At 42.9% G+C, this 19,535-nt stretch carries 19 protein-coding genes; 3 read left to right on the top strand and 16 right to left on the bottom strand.

Annotation, left to right across the window (positions count from 1 at the left end):
- Window positions 1–45: 45 nt before the first annotated feature.
- Window positions 46–279, bottom strand: coding sequence for a hypothetical protein (locus HLI_RS15215; RefSeq protein ID WP_128525768.1), 234 nt, complete (start codon window positions 277–279; stop codon window positions 46–48).
- Between the two features lie 277 nt (window positions 280–556).
- Here HLI_RS15215 and HLI_RS15210 point away from each other — a divergent pair, with 277 nt between their 5' ends.
- On the top strand, window positions 557–1,537 hold the full coding sequence (locus HLI_RS15210; protein ID WP_128525767.1) for a TIGR00341 family protein: 981 nt from the start codon (window positions 557–559) through the stop codon (window positions 1,535–1,537).
- 94 nt (window positions 1,538–1,631) lie between these two features.
- On the opposite strand, the gene HLI_RS15205 is transcribed toward HLI_RS15210, so the two are convergent.
- The 6 genes from HLI_RS15205 to HLI_RS15180 form a co-directional block, all read right to left on the bottom strand.
- The gene (locus HLI_RS15205) at window positions 1,632–2,423 is read right to left on the bottom strand and encodes a DUF6612 family protein (RefSeq protein ID WP_128525766.1); all 792 of its coding nucleotides are present in this window, start codon (window positions 2,421–2,423) and stop codon (window positions 1,632–1,634) included.
- Window positions 2,424–2,505: 82 nt separating this feature from the next.
- Window positions 2,506–3,132: a class D sortase gene (locus HLI_RS15200; protein WP_128525765.1), complete on the bottom strand. Its 627-nt coding sequence runs from the start codon at window positions 3,130–3,132 to the stop codon at window positions 2,506–2,508.
- A 41-nt stretch (window positions 3,133–3,173) separates the two neighbouring features.
- Window positions 3,174–3,866, bottom strand: coding sequence for a TasA family protein (locus tag HLI_RS15195; RefSeq protein WP_128525764.1), 693 nt, complete (start codon window positions 3,864–3,866; stop codon window positions 3,174–3,176).
- A gap of 61 nt (window positions 3,867–3,927) precedes the next feature.
- On the bottom strand, window positions 3,928–4,521 hold the full coding sequence (locus HLI_RS15190) for a CalY family protein (RefSeq protein WP_128525763.1): 594 nt from the start codon (window positions 4,519–4,521) through the stop codon (window positions 3,928–3,930).
- A gap of 69 nt (window positions 4,522–4,590) precedes the next feature.
- Window positions 4,591–5,145, bottom strand: a complete 555-nt coding sequence (gene sipW / locus HLI_RS15185; protein WP_128525762.1) for a signal peptidase I SipW — start codon at window positions 5,143–5,145, stop codon at window positions 4,591–4,593.
- 23 nt (window positions 5,146–5,168) lie between these two features.
- On the bottom strand, window positions 5,169–6,425 hold the full coding sequence (locus HLI_RS15180; protein ID WP_128525761.1) for a hypothetical protein: 1,257 nt from the start codon (window positions 6,423–6,425) through the stop codon (window positions 5,169–5,171).
- Window positions 6,426–6,825: 400 nt separating this feature from the next.
- On the opposite strand from HLI_RS15180, the gene HLI_RS15175 reads away from it, so the two are divergent.
- Window positions 6,826–7,917 carry a DUF3221 domain-containing protein gene (locus HLI_RS15175; protein WP_128525760.1) on the top strand — a complete coding sequence of 364 codons (1,092 nt, stop codon included), beginning with the start codon at window positions 6,826–6,828 and terminating at the stop codon, window positions 7,915–7,917.
- Between the two features lie 473 nt (window positions 7,918–8,390).
- On the top strand, window positions 8,391–9,719 hold the full coding sequence (locus tag HLI_RS15170) for an HRDC domain-containing protein (RefSeq protein WP_128525759.1): 1,329 nt from the start codon (window positions 8,391–8,393) through the stop codon (window positions 9,717–9,719).
- Between the two features lie 133 nt (window positions 9,720–9,852).
- On the opposite strand, the gene HLI_RS15165 is transcribed toward HLI_RS15170, so the two are convergent.
- The 9 genes from HLI_RS15165 to HLI_RS15125 form a co-directional block, all read right to left on the bottom strand.
- Window positions 9,853–10,845 (bottom strand): C40 family peptidase, encoded by a 993-nt coding sequence (locus tag HLI_RS15165; protein ID WP_128526911.1) that lies wholly within the window; start codon window positions 10,843–10,845, stop codon window positions 9,853–9,855.
- A gap of 23 nt (window positions 10,846–10,868) precedes the next feature.
- Complete coding sequence (locus tag HLI_RS15160) at window positions 10,869–11,933, bottom strand: dipeptide epimerase (protein WP_128525758.1); 1,065 nt, start codon at window positions 11,931–11,933, stop codon at window positions 10,869–10,871.
- A 12-nt stretch (window positions 11,934–11,945) separates the two neighbouring features.
- Entirely contained in the window at window positions 11,946–13,109 is a 1,164-nt protein-coding gene (locus tag HLI_RS15155) for a DUF819 family protein (RefSeq protein WP_128525757.1), read from the bottom strand.
- 113 nt (window positions 13,110–13,222) lie between these two features.
- Window positions 13,223–13,543, bottom strand: coding sequence for a DUF3870 domain-containing protein (locus HLI_RS15150; protein ID WP_128525756.1), 321 nt, complete (start codon window positions 13,541–13,543; stop codon window positions 13,223–13,225).
- A 240-nt stretch (window positions 13,544–13,783) separates the two neighbouring features.
- Window positions 13,784–14,575 (bottom strand): SDR family oxidoreductase, encoded by a 792-nt coding sequence (locus HLI_RS15145; protein ID WP_128525755.1) that lies wholly within the window; start codon window positions 14,573–14,575, stop codon window positions 13,784–13,786.
- 17 nt (window positions 14,576–14,592) lie between these two features.
- Complete coding sequence (locus tag HLI_RS15140; RefSeq protein WP_128525754.1) at window positions 14,593–15,462, bottom strand: fumarylacetoacetate hydrolase family protein; 870 nt, start codon at window positions 15,460–15,462, stop codon at window positions 14,593–14,595.
- A 19-nt stretch (window positions 15,463–15,481) separates the two neighbouring features.
- Window positions 15,482–17,638, bottom strand: coding sequence for a TRAP transporter permease (locus HLI_RS15135; RefSeq protein ID WP_128525753.1), 2,157 nt, complete (start codon window positions 17,636–17,638; stop codon window positions 15,482–15,484).
- A 6-nt stretch (window positions 17,639–17,644) separates the two neighbouring features.
- Complete coding sequence (locus tag HLI_RS15130; RefSeq protein ID WP_206659618.1) at window positions 17,645–18,142, bottom strand: DUF1850 domain-containing protein; 498 nt, start codon at window positions 18,140–18,142, stop codon at window positions 17,645–17,647.
- Window positions 18,143–18,180: 38 nt separating this feature from the next.
- The gene (locus HLI_RS15125; RefSeq protein ID WP_128525752.1) at window positions 18,181–19,176 is read right to left on the bottom strand and encodes a TAXI family TRAP transporter solute-binding subunit; all 996 of its coding nucleotides are present in this window, start codon (window positions 19,174–19,176) and stop codon (window positions 18,181–18,183) included.
- Between the last annotated feature and the right edge of the window lie 359 nt (window positions 19,177–19,535).

Here is a 19,535-nt window from a genome sequence, read left to right as displayed (position 1 = left end):
CAGGTCATCCATATATTGGATGACCTGAGGAAAGATCTCATAGCATCACGAGAATTTTCTTTTTTGGTTCTTCCGATAATATTTCACAGCATATAAAGTTCCGAAGAATACGGCCAAACCTGAAAAGAGCATAATCGACGAATCCTCTACCACCGCTACTTCAAAAATCATCTCAGATCCCATGTTGAGCAAAAACAATAGACACCAAAAAATAAAAGTAGCGCTTGTTGCAATGTCGGTACTTCTTTTATCGGCATTCTGGTCATTTTTAAAGAACATGTAAGGATGCCTCCTTTGTTCTATTTCCATACTTTTGAAGTCTTCTTTATGATAACATCTTCCATTTTCGCTGACTAAATCACCAACAAATAACTACCCTATCACGGCCAGCCATTTACAACACCTTATTAATCAAGAACGACTGTCCAGTTAAATTAACCAAAAACAAGAAAAACGGCGAATTTTAGATGAAAACTGTACTATTTCCGTTACGAAGATAAAAATATGGCAACAATGAGTCCTAAGATTGCCTTTGAAGATGGAGGAAGGATATCGCATGAATTTACAATTACTTGAAGTATATACACCCATGGATTTCTTAGATATGGAAGAGATCAAAACGAAATTTCCTGTAGTGGCTCATTGGACTTTCAAAGAATCAGAAGAAAGAATGCTGACAAGGATTTTAGTAGAAACAAATGATGTAGAACAAATTCTCAATTATTTAGAGAAAATGCCCATCGAGAAAAATGCTTATCAAGTCATGTTGCTTCCTGTCAAAACCTTCCTCCCTCGTGAAGAAGACGAACAAAAGGATAAACAAAAAGATCTAGAGCGGGCCAGCCGGCATGAGTTATACACAGCTGTTGAAGTATCAAGCTATACAAGCATCAGCTATATGTGGTTCATCATTTTTTCCTCCATAGTTGCGACGGTCGGTATTATAAAAAACAGCCCGGCCATTGTCATTGGAGCAATGGTCATTGCACCTATCATCGGCCCCGTTACCGCAGTTTCCTTTGCTTCCGTTCTGGGGGATTTCAGGTTAATGCGCAAATCTTTACTTACCTCCTTATTCGGGATAGGAATTCCGATCTTAGTAGCCACTGTTTTCAGTTTTTTCTTTCAACCTCCTGCCTATAGTACTGAGTTTCTTTCCAGGACCGACATTCAAATAATTGATGTCGTTGCAGCCCTCGCAGCAGGTGGTGCCGGAGCACTCTCTTTTGTGAAAAGGAACGAGGGTGCTCTAGTTGGTGTAATGGTCTCCGTTGCTTTACTGCCGCCTGCAGTTGTATTCGGCATGATCCTCGGCACGGGGAAGTGGGAAGAGGCGGTTGTTCCTTTTCTTTTGCTGATGGTCAACGTCAATTCAATCCTTCTGTCGGCTGTGATCGTATTCTGGGTCAGTGGCATTAAACCGAACAACTGGCAGGATATACAGAAAGCGAATAATTCCCGTAAACTTTCTCTTCTATATATTTCCTCTATCTGTATTGTAATGACGACGGCTATCATATTTATTAAATTCGTTTGATCTATAAGTAAAAAAACAGGTATCCTCCCAATTGAACTCACTCGGGGGTTACCTGTTTTTTTGACCATATTTTAGTTGAATCTCCCACTATTCTCTACTTGAGATTGCTGCCTCCATCCCCAAGACCTTCTGGTTTCGTAAGCTTCTCTACTTGATTCACATCACTGATGGTCAGCTTTGCTGTATGTGATTCTTCATCAGTGTCATAGGTGGTGGTCAGACTTGAAAGATAAAAAGTTTCTTTATCGATTAAGATTTCTACGTTCCCGTCAGTCGTTTCACCTTCATTTCCGCTTTCCCCCATCAACTCATTGACAACTCCTGGTGTCACATCATTCAGATTTGGCGCTGCTTCATTAGAAGTAATCAAATAATGATCGCCCTCATCCTGAACTTTCCATTGTATATTTTCTCCCACAAGCTCATCGATCTGCACACCTTTGAATCCTTTCAGTATATTGGAGGATTGGCCTTCAGGCATTGGAACTGAAACCCACTGGTCTCCTGTCTTAATATTCATCGATTCTTCGCTCACAAACATCTCGATCACTGCAGCTTCACCACCTGAAGATGTGGTCGTTGATTTCGTATGGAGGCCGGGATTTTCATCTAACACCAAATCTGCTGAAAGCACAGTCGTTTTCTTTACATCATCATTGCTTTCTTCAACAACTTCCCCTTCCAAATGGAAGCTTGTCAATCCTGCCATCGCTTCTGCTGATTGACGCAAGAGTTCCTTAGCCTCCACCGATACTTGTACTTCTTTCGATTCTACAGGAACGGCATCTTTTCCATTAAAACCATCCCCGAATGAAGTGGTTTCACTCAATGCGACTAACGTAACGACTCCTCCGACAATCAGGACACCTGTAACTAGTTTCTTCACTCACGTTCCTCCTTTTTTTATTCCACTTGCTTCCTATTAAATACGAAAAGATATTTATGAAACCGAATCTTGCTTTGCGCTATCATTCAACTAAAGTGGCTTTTACAATCAGCCTGTGGGTAGGATCAGGAACCGGATCACAGGTAATTAAAGTCAACATCGCTTCTCCCTCCGTTTGCTCCAAAACGGATAAGTCATCAGGAGTCACAAGAAAGGAATCCTTGACTCTATATTCATATTTCCCCTCTGTCGTGTTAATGACCACCATGTCACCTTGCTGAACTTCATCCAACCGGTTAAAAAGCTTGCCATCACTATATCCCCTGTGGGCGGCCAGTGCTGCATTACCATTATGGCCAATGGCGGCCGTCCCATTCATATGCCCCACTCCATATTTAAGATTGGCGGCATTTGCCCCTTGCAGTACAGGCAGTTCCAGTTTGATACGAGGAATTTCAATTGTTGCTATTAGTTTCGTTTCCTTTTCATCATTCGCGAAAAAAAAGTCACTCGTCTCTCCCTCCTCAAGCAGCTGGCTCACTTCTTGTAAATCATCCTTAACTTCAGGTGGGGCTGCCTCGCTTACCTCCCCGGCTTCAAATTGTTCAATCAGCTGATTTTTCTTATACGAAGCATATTGATCATTAAAAAAAGGGTAAGACAGAATACCAATCCCTATGAGAATGATTACGACCGCTGTCCATTTCATTCTGCCGCCCTCCTTGATATGAAAAAGAGAGCAAAATCATCTTATGATTCTGCTCCAGCCATTTTACGTTTTTTCACGATGATACTTTTGACATACAGCGAAGTTCCCACTGCCAAAAGCAACCCGCCAATAAGGTAATACAAGTATGGGGATCCTTCACCTGTTTGAGGCAATAGACCTCCTCCGGAAAATACAGGCTGTGCATTCGGCGATTCAGGTGTGCCGCCATTATCAGAATCAGAACCGGCACCTGGAGTTATATCCCCTTCGGCAACAAATTGGAAAATGACTTCTGTTGCTAAGCCCTGATATTCATTTCCGGATTCATAAGGAAATTCCACTCTAAGTGACAACTCATCTGAACTTTGCGCATTTAATGCTCGTGCTTCCATTCCTTCAAAGTCTGACAAAGGACCACTGAACACATTCGAGTTTCCGATCGATAACGTCAAATGTAATTGATTGTAGAGTTTCTCAGATCCGCTTTTTAAAGAAGAAGTCATTTTATAGTGAAGGGCTGAAGTGCCATTATTGTCGAGTGTCAAAGTCCGGACAGCATAATCCCCCGGTTTGAAATTTTCGATATCCATGACACGTTCGTGTGAGGTTGATAGATCAATCGTTGATGCGCTTTCTAACGCCTGAGTTGATCCAATCGGTTGGAAGAGGACAAATAATAGGATGAAAAGGCTATAAATGCTGAAGATTTTAAGAAAAAGAGGGGTGTTTTTCATATGTAATCTCCTTTAATTTATTAATAAAAGGCGGGGGAGACCCCCACCTTTTAAATCACTATTATCTAGCTTCTCCATCATCTTGCATACCTTCAAATGTCCATTCAAGAGATAAAGAATCTCCTTGGAAGTGGTTTTGATCTTCACCATCATCTACAAATTCATATTGCACGTATAATGTATCGGAAGTACCTGCAGCAAGTTTCCCTCCTCTTTCACCTAACCATCCACTAAAGATATTTCCTTCTATCACATCAGGACTCATATCTTTCAAGTCAGCTAAAGTAGTGGAATATATCGGCGCATCTACCTTATCTGCGTTAAGTAGAAAGTTCACTCGAATATGATCTCCGAAGTCGTCTCCCCCATTGTTCCCTGCACCTGAAACTGTATAATCAGTATCTAAATTAATACTGGCAATATCGAGTGTACCACCATTCGCTAAATCAAAAGAGCGAAGCATCGTGTCTCCAGGTTTAAGATTATCTACCCCAATAACTGTAGTTGGATCCGCAGATAGATCAAGCGTACCTGCAGCGAATGACCCACTAGCCTCAGCCGTATCACTGAAGTAGGCAAACGTTCCTCCACCAACCAAAGATAATCCCAAAGCCGCCGACGCAACACCTAAACCTAATTTCTTTTTCAAACCCATACATCTTCCTCCTCTAAGTATTTATGTTTTTTTATATTGAATCCTTGTTATGTACAAGGAGTACAACCGTTAAGCCTTTGCTGATTCTTCTTTCGATTTATCATCCAGCTTGGAAATTTCCCGCCAGATCGAGTAACACCCATAAACGAATAATCCAACACCCGGCACGACCAGAAGTAAAAGTGAACCTAATTTAGAATTTGCAAAATCCATGACATACCCTATATATGGAACCGTGAAATCAACATATTTACCGACGACATTACTGGCTAGAACGGGCTCTAAATCGGCTCCGTCATTATTATCCCCTTTGGTAATGTAGCTGGTGTTTTCACCTGATCCTTTAACTTCGAGAATCCGGTGGGTGACAAGCACGCCTTCTTCTTTAAGAAAAGTGACGACGTCCCCTTTTTTGTAGGTGGCCCCGTCTTCTGTTGGCTCGACCGCTATGATTGAACCGGTTTGAAAGGTAGGTTCCATTGACCCGGAAAGCACTGTTTTCAGTTGATACCCCATGAATGTGGATTCTCCACCAGATATTTTAGATACTGCGACGATGACGACCATGAAGATCAAAATCCCGTAGAGTAGAAATGTCATCGCCGTACTTAGTATGTTTTTCATCACCAAACCCCTTTGTGTTCGAATTAAGGCTTAGCCTTATCTTCTTTAGTTTCTTGCTCATCATCTTCATCGTTCTTATCTGAAGATGCCTTGCTTGCTTCTTTTTCCTTCTTATCAGGCTTTTCATCTGTGACAGCTTTTCTGGCTTTTGTCTCGACAGTGTCAGCTTTTTTCGAAGAATTGTTTTCTTTCTTCTTCTCTTGGCCAGAATCATCTGTTTTCTCTTGTTTCTTTTCCTTGTTCTCTTCCTTTTGTTCATCTTTTGGTGGGTCAGCTTTTTCTTTTTCTGCTTCATCCGCTTGTTGATCTTCTTGCTTATTAGAATCGGATGAGTCGTTGCTATCTCCCTGACTGTCACTATCTTGTTTTTCTTCTTTCTTCACTTCGTCTTTAGCAGGATCACTTGATTTGTCATCCTTTGCTTCTTCATCAGGTGAAGCATCTGTCTCATTTTTATTAGCACTCTCTTCTTTCTGCTTCTCTTTCTCTTCCTTCTCTTTTTCTTCTTTTACTTTTTCTTTCTTCTTCACTAATTTTTCAACAGCCTCAAGATCACTATTTAACCCTTTGATTTTCTTAAGGGTAGCCTCAAGGTCGCTATCGATCTCGTCCTTGAGAGGATTTATTTCAGCGTCTATCGATGCCAGAAAACTTTCCAAAACGGCCTGATTGACCTCCGGTTTCCCACTCTTACCAAGTTGGATTGTGTGATAATAGACTAAGAGATGCTCTATTTGAGGATGGCTCAGCTTGTTCTGTTTGAATAACTCGGCAAGCGCCCCGGCAGTTAATGGATACTCATCCTCTAGACACGAAACACTCGCACGGCTTGGAAACTTTTCAATTTTTTCTAGCAGTTTATAGATCGTATTCGCTCTTTGTTCTAAATCGTCAGCCAGAGATTCACTCTTAGATAATGTTTCACCTAAGCGATTTTCGGTTTCCTGCAAGCTCTTGATACTGGTATTAATCTTGGTGACTTCCTCTTTCAGCTGGGGAATCGTATAATCCTTCCATTCCGTTGCAGGCTCATAAACAGACTCAAGAGCTGAAATCTCCGGAAGCCGCTTCAAGTCTTTTTTATAGCGAAGCAGTTCATCGTTCAATTCTGAGAAAACTTCATTTATGTAGCTTGGGAATACTTCGCACGCTTGTATTTTTGAAGCTGTCGTCTCAGAATCATTGAAGGCTCCTAACGTTTTACCGAACAACTGTGAACTGGTTCCGACTAACAGGGAACTGATGGCTACACTACAGGTGATCTGTTTGGCTTTTTTCAACCGTTTCACTTTCCTTTTCCGGCTAATTGAATCTTTCCTTCGCTCCAGAGGATCGCCCCCTTTCACCGCATCGTTCGTATCAAATCCATTTTGTTCGTTATTAAGAATTCGTTAACCTGAGTATATACGCTGCTCCGTTTTTTGAAAACACTCAAATAAGCTGTTTATCCTTTATAAAGAACATAAAAACTACTATTATCTTCGTTTTTCTAAGTTTATCTCAAAATAAACATTTTTCGTTCTTTTTTTAGAACGAATTTGTTCTATATTATAGAACTGTCCGAAATACTAAAAAAGAACTGCTTTATGTTAGCTCAAAAATAGGTAGGCTAAGTAAACACAGCTATTCCGTAACATATTCCATTTTTTAACGACTTATTTAACAAAGGGGGATGGGAAGATGAAGAAACTTGGAATCCTATTCGTGTTAAGTGTTTTATTTTTATCGGCATGCGGCCAATCCGAACCACCTCAAACAAAGAAAAAGGCTAAAAGCGGGGACGATTTGGACAACTATCAAATGATTGTGGACTCCTGTCCAGAGCCAAACTATGACGGGGACACATTCGATGAGTTATCTGAGGAAGAACAAAATTTGTATGATGTAGAACAGATTTCCGATGAAATGAAAGAACATCATCCAGAAATGCTGCAAGTCTCAACACTCCAATCGAAACGGCAGGAATTCTTAAATAAGGGGATTTCTGAAAAAGGCTACACGTTGGAGGATTTGAAAAACATCGGTGACATGTATCTGGTTAAAGGGACAATCATTCTTCAATTCAAAGAGCAGTTGAATGAAGAAGAACAGCAAGTGAAAGAAGCTTTTATAAAAACAGCGGATGAACTCAAACAAAAATTCAATGAAAATGCTATTCATATCGAAGAAGTAAGGCTTTCTGCAAATGAGCTCAGAAAACAGAATGATGCTTTATCCAAAATCATAGACGGTTCTTCTATAGAAGATAAATTATGGGGCTTTGGCACATGTACATCTTCCAACCAATTGAAGATCGATGTGACGGAACCCTTAACGAACGAAGAGCTTCAACATTTAAATGAAAATGCTGAAGTTAAAATTGCTGTTCAAGTGGAGGAGCCGAATCAATTAAAGGGCTACGTAACGGAAGTCAAAGAAGATGAAATGCTTGTGGATATGATTTGGTTCAGTAACCGTCCAGAGGAAGTGAAAGTGGGGGACCGGGTAAACGTCTCTTACACGAATGTAATGGAATCTCTTCCGGCACAATCAGGAGCTAAGGAGACGGAAATCTTAAAAGATCTTCAACCTGAAGGTGCTGATATGAAAACCTCTGAAGTGATTGAAAATGCAGTTAACCAGGGGAAAGAAAAGATCCAAAGCTCTTCCCCACATCCCCAATATTTAAGTGTAAAAGAAATTGACTACATTAAGAAAAATGATCAATGGAACGTATTATTTGAAACGACAGCCGGAGAAGAAGACGTGGATATTGAAGTGGAAGATGAGTGAGATGATTGTGAAACGCACTAAGGCTGGGAAAAATAATTTTCCCGCTAGAAAACCCGAATGAATTCGTTCGGGTTTTCTTTATGAAGCTATATGTACTTACGCCGCTCCGGCAATATACTTCGCTTTCCGCGACGGCCTCAGATTCCTCAGAAAGCAAAGACCGCTTTCTTCTGGGGTCTTCGCCTCGTGCTGTTCCCGTAGGAGAGTCTACATATGTTCCCTACGCTCCAGTTGATCCATTCTAATCTATTGTTCATGAGTGGCAGTTATTGTTTTATCCCAGCCTCAGTCTATTGATTATGGAGATTAACGGGATCATTATCCCATTCTTCTTTAAAATACAATTAATTTAACCATATATAAATGTGTAATTTGGCCCCCATTACTCTCTGTTTTTTGCTATAATTACACTACTATTACAAAAAAATACATATATTTTGTCTAAAAATGAATACTTGAAAGTGGGGGAAGGAATGTCTATTCTTAAAAACTTTTTCAACGTTTTAACTGAGAAAAGAGAAATTAAAGAACCCGAAATTTATAAAGAATCTAGTGAATCATCCAATTTGATTACACACTTAACTAGCTTGTCAGAAAAGAAAGATCCAAACATCAACCTGAAAAAAGTGGAAAAACACTTAAAATTATTTTCAATAGGTCAAACAGGAGAGAAAAACGTTCGATTTGAACTTCAAAATTCAATGCTTCCTCTTGTAATTTTGCATAATGTGTACCTTGAATATGAAGATTATCATGCTCAATTAGATTTTGTAATCATTACTCATAAGTTCATTATGGTTCTAGAAGTTAAAAAGTTGTTTGGAAATATACATATAACAGATCAGGGTGACTTCCAACGAGTCATTCCCAAGAATAATAGAGGTATTAACAAAGAGGGAATGTACAGCCCGATTAATCAAGTGGAAAGACATGTAGCAATCCTGGAAAAACTCCTTAAAGATAAAGGTATAATAACAAATCTCCCGGTCAAATACGCTGTATCATTTGCAAATCCGAAAACGATTATAGATGTTTCTAAAAATGCACCAGACAATATCCAATCCAGTGTTATTCGACATGATCAAATTAAGAATTTCATAAAAAATGAATTAGAGAAAAAATCCCCCCTACTAATATCTGACCAACAAGTGTATGAAATAGCCGATACCATCCTTGAATACCATAAAGAGAAAACTTTCAACTTAGAGGATTATAAGTTAGATATATCAGAAGTGCCCGAAAAGAATGACGCTAACCATAAACCTAAGACAAGTGAAAGCAACCGTAAGGAAGGTGATTTAAAGAGATCCCTCACTCAATTTCGTTTAAGACGTTCCAAAGAACTTAAGGTTAAGCCTTACTATATTTTCACGAATAAAATATTAGATCGCCTTTTAGAAACAGAGCCTCGCACCGTGGAGCAACTCTTAGAAATAGAAGGTATTGGACAAACAAGAGTACAGGAGTTCGGAAAAGATATATTATCTATCATTAAAAGTCACCATAATAGCCATCACCCCGGAGATTTCTATGTTAATAAACCTGAGACGTCAAGAATTAACTCAAAGGCTCTGAATAATGAAGCAATACGAGCTGCATTAACTGCTTTTAGAAGCAACCGGTCAAAAGAACTTAATGTCAAACCTTTTTATATCTTCACTAATCATACAGTAGAATCTATTCTTATTAAGAAACCTGCTACTATTAATGAGCTGTTGAAAATAGAAGGGATAGGTCCCAAAAAAGCGGAAGAATTCGGTCAGGATATTTTAAACATTTTAAAGAACAGTGCTGTAAAATAACTGGATATTTATATAACAAAAAATGCCTGACTCCCATCACGCTAAATTACTAGCGTGATGGGAGCCAGGACTCGTCATCAAAAAACAGAGCGCCCGGCATACGCCATTGGACGCTCTGTTACTTATACCCATATCAATCAATGTATCGTCTTGCACCAGAAAATTCACTTGAATAATAGTCAGATTCAAAGACATCGATCACCTCAACGGTGCTTGCTGAATTAGGCGCGTGGATCATCTCACCGTTGCCGATATACATCCCGACGTGGTGGACAGATCCTTCTCCTTCATCATACGCGAAGAACAACAGGTCGCCTTTCTGCAAATCTTCTTTTGCTACAGGAGTCCCGTTTTCTGCCTGTACAGAGGAATCTCTCGGAATCGTGATGCCATGCGCTTTGTGGATGGTATGGGTGAATCCGGAACAGTCAAAACCGAAACCGGAAGCTCCTGCCCATAGATACGGCAGACCCAAGAATTGTTTTGCTGTTTCTTCGAGGTCTTCTCCGTCTGGTGCAGGTATATCTTCCTTATCTTTATAAATGGATACGTCTTCACTGTTCATCCATTTCATTCCGTCACTAGGAGTAGCAACGAGAATCATCTCTCCTGTCTGAGCTACAACAGGAAGGCGTGTATTGAAACTGATTTCCTTGAATTCTTTCTTCTTATTCCTATGGTCATAGAGATCAGCTGTAGGTGCTGTGACAAGCGCGAAAGGTCTGCGCTCTTTCAGTACACTGTAAAGTTTTTCATCAGAGAGCTGTTTCTTCGGCATCCAGGCCGGATAACCGAGTTCATTTTTCGGTGTCGGTTGACCGTCGACAGCGACTTTCACCCAGTCCCCTTCTTCTTCGAGTACCGTCACTTTCTGTCCGTAAAGCGCTTGAGTCTGCAATTCACCGACAAGCCATCTCTTCTCATCGACCGTCATGCTTTCCGTCCAACCCCACATGTCGACGGGGTTACCTAAAGACGGGGCATCCAATTCCCTCGCTTGATCCGGTTCACTCCACAACGTAGCAACAGAAACATCGACATACATTTCCTTATCATCCGCATGTACAGTAGATCCAAAAGCAATACTCAGCAGCATAACTAAGGCGATCAGCCAATATTTTTTCATCATTCATACCCCTCCATTAAAGATTAATAGAAACCAAGTCCAGGCAAATCAGTTACCGTCACTTCCCTTCCTTCGTAACTCATCCCCCCTTTCAATCCTTCATCTTTCATCCATAACGGCGCATCAAGGTCATAGATTTTAATATTCGGATGAGCCATAGCCAGGTGGACGGCTGCTGTACCGGAAACGGTCGATTCCATCATACTTCCGATCATGCAGGGGATGCCTGCACTTTCACAGATATCAGCGATCTGCCCGGCTCTTCTCAGTCCTCCCGCTTTCATCAGTTTGATGTTCACGTAATCGACGCATTCCATCTCAACCAACCGAAGGACTTCACTTGGAGAAAAAACGCTCTCATCCGCCATAATCGGCAGATGGACATGGTCCCGCACATATTTCAGTGCTTTCAGATCATGGGCGGGCACGGGCTGTTCGATGAATTCAACATTGATGTCCTCTTTTTCAAGTCGATTAATAAAATGGACCGCCTGTTTCCCGTTCCACCCTTGATTGGCATCAAGGCGCAGACGGACGTTGTCTCCCACCGCTTCTTTCACTTTCAGAAGACGCTGGAAGTCCTCCTTTTCCTCATGACCGACCTTCAATTTAAGTACATCGAACCCTTCTTCCACTCTTGCCACTGCTTCATCCTGCATAGTGGCTGGATCATTGATGCTGACGGTCATATCTGTTTCCAAAACGTCTCTCTCCCCGCCGAGCAATCGATAGACAGGGAGGTTGCATTGTTTGCCAAAAGCATCATGGATCGCTATATCAACAGCCGCTTTGGCATTTGAATTATTGATGCAGCTTTTTTCCAATTTCAAAAGAAGATCGTTCCGTTTATTCATGTCCTCGTATAGAAGAGCATCTTTTATCGGTCCCTCGACAGCCGCTATCATCCCATCAAGGGAATCTCCAGTGACCTGAAGCGTCGCTGTTGCAGACCCTAACCCTTCATTGCCATCTTCTGTTTGCAAACGGACATCCATGACTTCGATCGTTTCCACCGTGCGGACAGCGGTTTTGAAAGGTCTTTTGAGGGAGACGGTTCTCTTCTCACAAACGATATCGGTAATTTTCATTTTCCTTCCCCCTTACAAATTAGACAGAATTTCAGCAACCGCGAGACCACCATACGTCCCGAGGAACGAACCTCCGAGCGCCATCAGTACCCCGATCGGAATCAACGATCTGTGAAAGGCGCCGGCTAAGAGTGGCGCGGAGGCCATGCCGCCGATATTGGCCAGGCTGGAAACACCAAGCGTGAAAAGATCCAGCTTGAACACCTTCGCGACAATCATCATGATGATCGCATGGACAGCAAGGATGACAAACCCGGAGATGATGTAAACCGGAGCTTGTCCCAACTGGGAAAAGTCCGCTCTCGAAGCGATGAGGGCAATGACGATATAAAGAAAGACGTTCGCCATATCCATCGATCCCGGAACTTTGGCCAGTTTAGTCATAGCGAGCACTACACCAAGGATGGAAACGATCAGAATCGTCCATGTCGTCGCGTTCACTACGGTACCGAAGGACGGCAGTAGACCACCGATCTCTGCAGCAACAGCGGAGACGAAGATCGCCAATGCAAGAAGTCCAAGCATGTGAACAAAAGAGATCGTTTTTCCTTCTTTTTCTTCATCTTCTTCCATCAGCTCTTGCGTCACTTCATCCAGATGCTCGGTGTTGGATTTCGCCCATTTGTTGAAAACGGCAGCGAAAGGCACCAGCCAAAACATGAGCATCACCCATGTCGAGTAGTTGATCGTGTCCATAATCAATGCATAACCGAAGATATTTTCCGGCACTTCGAGGATTCCCTGGATGATCACCATGTTGGCAGAACCGCCTGTCCAGCTTCCTGCCAGAGCACCGAAAGCTTCTGAGGTATTCGGTGCATAGAAACCTTGAAATAATAGGAAAGTGATGACGAAACCAGCCATGATACTGAAAGCAGCTGCAAAATAGCCGATCAGCATTTTCGGCCCGAGCTTGACCAGCTTCCTTAAGTCACAATTGAGAAGCATGAGAAAGATGAGCATCGGCAAAAGCACATCGCGGACATTTCCATATGTGCTGTCGATCGTTTCCGTCGATCCGATGATGCCCGTCGTCTTCAGGATGGCCCCGCCAAAATAAATGAGGACGATACCTGGAACAACCTTGAAAAACTTACTTTTCGATGACTCCAGGACAGCGACAAGACCGGACAGGCCGATAATCACTCCCAAATACAAAAATCCATTTTCGATCATAAAGCAATTCCCCCTTGAATGATGTAAATGTATAAAAACAAAAAACCCAGCCGTCAAGAATACTCTTCTTGTCGACTGGGTTTTATCCACGATTAAGTGAGATAAAGCAATCTTTATCCTATATTCATTATGTCACAGTACTTCAACTGTGCCTGTTTGAAAGCGGCAATCAGTGCTTTTTGAGATGATCCGAAATAGCGCTCCCGTATCGCCTGCTCGATCGATTCCTCGTCCGTCATCTTCTTTCCGATGAACAGACTATGTACAAAATAGACCGTAATATCCATCATTGCGGTACATTCGACATCAACAATCTCATGGTTTGTCGTATCGACGACGAATCCCGCAAAAAAAGATTCATATTTTTTCGTAATGGCATTGTTCCCGGGTGATTTGGACTCACCCACCACATAACATGTGTGCTCTGAATACATTCTGAAATGCCTCCGATCCTCTGACATCTTTTGTATGGAAAGCCCGTCCGTCAAAAGACAAACTGCCATTACAAAATGCAGATTCCTATCGGTGTTCATAAAAATATTATCATTATTTTGAAACGCTTTCAATATATTTTTTTGAATTCTCTAACAAAGTCGTAACGATTTATACATACTGCCTGAGCTGAATGTTTTCACTTCCTTACAAGGCCAGGGGCTGCCAAACCCCTCTACCTTCTACAACGCCTTCACTAACCCACCATCAACCACCAGCGACTGACCCGTCAAGTAAGTATTGGCACCAGAAGCAAGAAAAACGACGGATTTAGCGAACTCTTCAGGTTCTCCGTAACGCCCCATCGGGATCGACTGTTCTGTTTTCTTCTTCAACTCTTCCACAGAAGTCCCCAGTTTGTCCGCTCGTTTTTGATCGAGAGCAGCTACGCGGCCAGTCGCGATCCTTCCAGGCCCTACTGTATTGATCAGGATATTATCTCCAGCTAATTCTTGAGATAGACTTTTGGCGAGCCCTACGATTCCTGCCCGGAAAGTATTGGAGAGGATCAAATTATCCAATGTTTGTTTGATGGAGGAAGAAGCGATATTTACGATTTTTCCCTGTTGCTGCTCCTTCATCGATGGCAGCACCTCGCGGATGGTGCGGGTGAAGCTGAGAAGGTTCAACTCGAAAGCTTTCTGCCAGTCTTCATCTGAAAATTGATCGAACGTACCTGCAGGTGGTCCGCCGGCATTGTTGATCAATACATCGACCGTTCCATTCCAATCGATGGCTTTTTGAATCAGCTGTTCAATGTCGTCTTTCTTTGTGACATCGCATACTTGATAGTCAATTTGTTGATTGCCGCTCACTTCTTTGATCTCCGCTGCTGTTGTTTGTAATTCTTCCGAGCTGCGGCTGGATATCAATACGTGAGCTCCTTCTTTAGCGAATTCCGTACTGATTGCTTTTCCTAATCCTTTACTGGAAGCTAAGACTACCACTGATTTACCTTTTAACTGTAGATCCATATCGGGTTCCTGCCTTTCTATTGTTTTTTTAAATCGTTGACCGGGTTTTTCAAAGCTGGAAAACCAGCAATCTGACATTCTATGATGTCCCCATCTCGCAGTACGATGGCCCCTGGTGTTCCTGTAGAAATAATATCCCCCGGTTTCAATGTCATCACTTGGGAGTGGAAAGAGACCAAGTCATATGGTGGAAAGGTCATGTTTGCTACTTTGTTCGACCGGTGCACCTCTCCGTTGAGGATCGTTGCTACCTCCAGTTGATCTAAATCCCCGATCTCATCCGGTGTCACGAGTTGTGGACCAAAGCTGAAAAAGGTGTCAAAACTTTTAGAACGAGTCAAGTACCGTGGATTACGCTTCAGAATATCTTCTGCCGTCATATCAATGATTGTCGTATATCCTGCGATCACCTGCTTCGCATCTTCTACGGAAACGTCCTTACATTCCTCACCGATGACGATTCCGAGTTCAGCTTCACCCGTCGTTCGTTCCGATTGATGGGGCAGACAGATCCGATCTCCATGACCGATGATGGTCGTGTCCGGTTTCATAAAACTCGCCGGTTCCCCCTGTGGGGCTTTTTCATCTAAATCAGATGCATGATCGACATAGTTCAATCCAATCCCCCATATTTTACTGGGATGGCGGTAAAGAGGGCCGTATTCCGGAGATGCGACCCGTTCGATCTTGTCGGTCTCCTCAGCTGGTTGTTCCTGCCACCAAGTCTGGAAGGGTTTGAAATTTTGCGGTTGGAGCAATTCAAATAAATCATTTGGCCAGAATTTGTTAAAGTGTCCATTAATCGAAGGCAGCGGGATGGATTTTGACGCCTTATCCAGGACAGCTGCTTGTTCTTTTCCATTGTGTTTAATCGCTGTGAATCGCATGATTACTCCACCTTTCTAATTAAAGTGCAGAACGGTGCTGCTGAATTTCATCCGTTTTTTTCAAATTGGTTACTAAGATCAGCACAAAGACGGATAACCCGATAAGGTCTGTCACAAGGCCTGGATAAATGAGCAGTAAAGCGCCTGCCCCTGCTAGCATTCGTAACCAGCCCGGTATACTCGTTCTGAGATACCCCTCTGTCATGATCGATAATAGGAAAACACCGATCAGGGACGTAACCGTAATCAGGAGGATATTCATAACGGTCGCATCAATCATGAGCATTTCATGGGAAAATACAAACATGAAAGGAACGATGAAACCTGCGATGGCAAGCTTCATTGCCTGGAACCCTGTTTTGTTCGGATCGCCGCCAGCGACTCCAGCACCTGCAAAGGCAGCGAGAGCGACAGGTGGCGTGATATTGGCAAAAATCCCGAAGTAGAAGACGAACATGTGTGCAACAAAGGTAGCTGTCTCCGTCGAACCTGCCAATTCCCTGTATAAAGGAAGCTGCAACAAGATCGGTGCTGCCATCGTACTTGTGATGATATAGGTCGGGATACTCGGTAAGCCCATCCCTAATATGATCGAAGTGATCATCGTAAGTACGAGTGTGATGAGCAACTGGATAAGCGGACTGTCGACGGCACTGCCGATACTGACAATGCTGTTCGCGATTTCCAGTGCTACCCCTGTTAGGGAAGCGATTCCTACGACAATCCCAACAGCACCACACGCGATCGCTACAGGGACGGTTGTTTTCGCCCCGTCCTCAAGAGCCCGCAGACAGTCGGTAATTCCTACTTCATCGCCGGTAATATTCATCAGCTTTCTTCCTATATTAATAGCTAATGGGATTACCAGGATAAGGAGCAGCTCCCACCAATCACTACGGACATTCGGCATGCTTCTTCCTGTAATCAAAGCAGATAATTGCGGTTGGAAAATCAAAAATAGAGAAATGGCTACGATGACAGGCAACATTCTCTTTGAACCTGCAATGACGATGGTTGCGATAATCGACCAAAATGCGGCATAGAAGGGAGTTTTCCCAGAGAAAAGCAAATAAAGTAATGTCAGCATCGGCACAATCAAATGTCCGCGTTCAGCTATAACTTCCTTCAAGGAAGGGAGCTCACTTTTCGGCAAACCTTTCAATCCACGCTTAGCTGCCCGAAAATGAACTTGCAATAAGATCCCGACATAAAATAAGAGCGCCGGTATGATTCCAGCCATAATGATTTTCGTATAGGCCATATTGAGGTTTTCCGCCATGATAAAAGCTGCTGCCCCCATGATCGGCGGGAGGATTTGGCCGCCTACGCTGGCAGCAGATTCGACGGCTCCGGCGAAGTTTTTCTTGTAGCCGATTTTTTTCATCAACGGAATGGTGAAGGTTCCTGTCGTGACGACGTTCGCGATGGCAGAGCCATTGATCGACCCGAGGAAACCACTGGCGATGACGGCCACTTTGGCAGGTCCACCCTTGGTATGGCCTGCTACTGCTAGGGCCAAATCATTGAATAGTTTCCCCATCCCAGACCTTCCCAGAAAAGCCCCGAATAAAATGAACAAAATGATATAACTGGCTGATACGCCAATCGCGGTACCGAGCACCCCTTCTGTGATGAACACCAATTGAGCGATGATCTGTTTGGATACATTGGTCAGCACAGGCATCGTCAATTCCGGGTAGACGGATAATTTCACGTAGAATCCATAAATCAGAAATCCAAGTCCAAGCAGAGCAAGGCCCCAGCCCGTCACTCTCCGGGTAATATCAAACAATAAAAGGATGATAAGGATCCCGACATAAAAATCCATATCGTTGATTTGCCCGCCGGATTGAATGATCCGTTCAGCCGTCGCCAGCATATAGATGGCTACAAATAAGGACAAACCTGCCGTGATGTAATCATACAAAGGAACACCCTTACTCCCTTTTTTCCTTATAAAGGGATACATAAGAAAACCAAGCGTCATCAATGTATAGAGGTGAATACTTCGTTGTTTGATATCCACCAGTGAACCTGCATATGAGGTGTATAAATGAAACAATGATAACGCAATGGCTAAGATCGATATCGTCAAGGCGACCGGTTTAGCAATATTCACCCTTGTCGTACTTTCACGGTCGTACTTTTCAGCTGTCCCGCTTTCCTGCTTACTCATCCCTATTCACCTCTTTAATTTCACTAAAATGTAGTACCTGACTGTGTTCAGTAAAGAATGTTGACCGACATTGATTTGATAAGCTTTGTTTTTATCAAGATTAAAGTTGGCATCCTTTCCATAGATGAAACGGTGATCAGTGGATTCGCCTGTCCTTAGTGAGAGATTTTTCCCTATCGTCTGGTCGATGCCAGTCATGTAAACCCAGCCATCCTTGATATAGGTGCGATCCCCGGTATCACTCGGCACCCCTGCCCCGAACGTTTTAAAACGGGTACCTGTCAGTTCAATCATTCCGTCCTGCAAAACGAACATTTCTTCCCATTCTTCCTTCTCAACTGAATGCTTCCACCTTACTTTGAATTCCGCTTCTTCTTCATAAAGGTGAAATTTTTGCACCGTACCTTGTGATGTAATGGTCAGCGCTGGAACTTTAACAATCATAAGTAAAGCGATAACCGTCCCCATGACAGCTGCGAACAATATCATATGCTTCCATTTCATCGAATAAAAAAGGGCACCAGATCGATGCCCTGTTCCCTTTACTCCAGAATGCCTTGTTCTTCATAGAATTTCTTGGCCCCAGGGTGGAGTGGTGCAATCAAGCCTTTGGCAATCTCATCCCGGCCCAATTGTTTCAATGCTCCGACAGACACTCCTTCAGTTCCAAGGTACTCATAGTAGCGTTTTGTCATGTCATAGACGACATCTTCACTCAAGTCAGGGGACACGATGATCATATTCTGGATTCCGACGGTTTCGACTGGTTCTTCCAAGTTATACCTTGCTTCATCGCCAGCCTCGATCGTATTCGCTTTATAGAAAGGATACTTTTCCATCAAAGCATTTGCCGTATCTCCTTTGATTTCAACAAAATTGATATCCGTTTGCTGCAGCAGGTCGGTGATATTACTGTTCGGTACGCCAGACGTAAAGAAAGCAGCATCAAGGTTGCCATTCTTCATTTCCTGGACACTGTCCGCATAACCGGTGTGGGTCACTTTTGATAGATCATCATAAGTAAGGCCTACCGCTTCAAGGACCTTTTTAGCACTTTGTTCTACACCTGAACCTACTTTTCCGACTCCTACTTTCTTCCCTTTTAAATCCTCGATGGAAGTTATCCCACTATCTTTAAGTGCGACAATTTGGACAACGTTCTGATACATTCCCGCCATCGCTTGCACCTCGACAGCGTTCCCTTCGAACTGACCGTTGCCCTCAATCGCATCATAGCCGACATCACTCATGATGATCGCCATCTGGTTCAGACTGTCCTTGATATTCTGGATATTCGCAACAGAGGCTCCCGTCGACTCGACCGTGACATTATCGATGCTGTCACTTTCTTCAAATACCGGCTTCAACGCACCACCGATAGGATAGTAAGTCCCTGATGTCCCCCCTGTTCCGAAAACAATCGATTCTGATCCAGAGTCCCCTGAACCTGAAGCTTCTTCAGAACCGCCATCACCTCCACAAGCAGCTAAAATCGTTGTAAGCGCCAGGGCTAATACAAATAATAATCGTTTTAACATTTTCCCATCCCCCAATTCTTAATATTCTAAAAATAATGATAACGCTTACACTATACTTTTAGAATATTATGAACATATTGGACATTTTGGTCTTTTTGGTCATCGATAGGCAAAAAAGAGTGGCTGGGACAAAACGTTGACTGCCACTGGAAAAGATGGACAATAAAGTAGAATGGATCAAATGAAGCGTAGGCAACATACGTAGACTCCTGCGGGAACAGCACGAGGCGAAGACCCCGGAAGAAAGCGGTCTTTGCTTTCAGAGGAGGCTGAGGCCGTGCCCGCGGAAAGCGAAGTATGTTGCCGGAGCGGCGTATGTATTGCTTCATAAAGAAAACCCGAACGATTCGTTCGGGTTT

This window comes from Halobacillus litoralis (genome assembly GCF_004101865.1).
GTDB lineage: Bacteria > Bacillota > Bacilli > Bacillales > Halobacillaceae > Halobacillus > Halobacillus litoralis_A.
Note: the sequence above shows the minus strand (reverse complement) of the source record. Positions and strands in the feature narration are given on the sequence as shown.

Bases quoted from the DNA above. Each gene is read 5' to 3' on its own strand.
- HLI_RS15215 (WP_128525768.1), bottom strand. From the start codon at position 279: ATGTTCTTTAAAAATGACCAGAATGCCGATAAAAGAAGTACCGACATT.
- HLI_RS15210 (WP_128525767.1), top strand. From the start codon at position 557: ATGAATTTACAATTACTTGAAGTATATACACCCATGGATTTCTTAGAT.
- HLI_RS15200 (WP_128525765.1), bottom strand. From the start codon at position 3,132: ATGAAATGGACAGCGGTCGTAATCATTCTCATAGGGATTGGTATTCTG.
- HLI_RS15195 (WP_128525764.1), bottom strand. From the start codon at position 3,866: ATGAAAAACACCCCTCTTTTTCTTAAAATCTTCAGCATTTATAGCCTT.
- HLI_RS15190 (WP_128525763.1), bottom strand. From the start codon at position 4,521: ATGGGTTTGAAAAAGAAATTAGGTTTAGGTGTTGCGTCGGCGGCTTTG.
- sipW (WP_128525762.1), bottom strand. From the start codon at position 5,145: ATGAAAAACATACTAAGTACGGCGATGACATTTCTACTCTACGGGATT.
- HLI_RS15175 (WP_128525760.1), top strand. From the start codon at position 6,826: ATGAAGAAACTTGGAATCCTATTCGTGTTAAGTGTTTTATTTTTATCG.
- HLI_RS15170 (WP_128525759.1), top strand. From the start codon at position 8,391: ATGTCTATTCTTAAAAACTTTTTCAACGTTTTAACTGAGAAAAGAGAA.
- HLI_RS15165 (WP_128526911.1), bottom strand. From the start codon at position 10,845: ATGAAAAAATATTGGCTGATCGCCTTAGTTATGCTGCTGAGTATTGCT.
- HLI_RS15160 (WP_128525758.1), bottom strand. From the start codon at position 11,933: ATGAAAATTACCGATATCGTTTGTGAGAAGAGAACCGTCTCCCTCAAA.
- HLI_RS15155 (WP_128525757.1), bottom strand. From the start codon at position 13,109: ATGATCGAAAATGGATTTTTGTATTTGGGAGTGATTATCGGCCTGTCC.
- HLI_RS15150 (WP_128525756.1), bottom strand. From the start codon at position 13,543: ATGTATTCAGAGCACACATGTTATGTGGTGGGTGAGTCCAAATCACCC.
- HLI_RS15145 (WP_128525755.1), bottom strand. From the start codon at position 14,575: ATGGATCTACAGTTAAAAGGTAAATCAGTGGTAGTCTTAGCTTCCAGT.
- HLI_RS15140 (WP_128525754.1), bottom strand. From the start codon at position 15,462: ATGCGATTCACAGCGATTAAACACAATGGAAAAGAACAAGCAGCTGTC.
- HLI_RS15135 (WP_128525753.1), bottom strand. From the start codon at position 17,638: ATGAGTAAGCAGGAAAGCGGGACAGCTGAAAAGTACGACCGTGAAAGT.
- HLI_RS15130 (WP_206659618.1), bottom strand. From the start codon at position 18,142: ATGAAATGGAAGCATATGATATTGTTCGCAGCTGTCATGGGGACGGTT.
- HLI_RS15125 (WP_128525752.1), bottom strand. From the start codon at position 19,176: ATGTTAAAACGATTATTATTTGTATTAGCCCTGGCGCTTACAACGATT.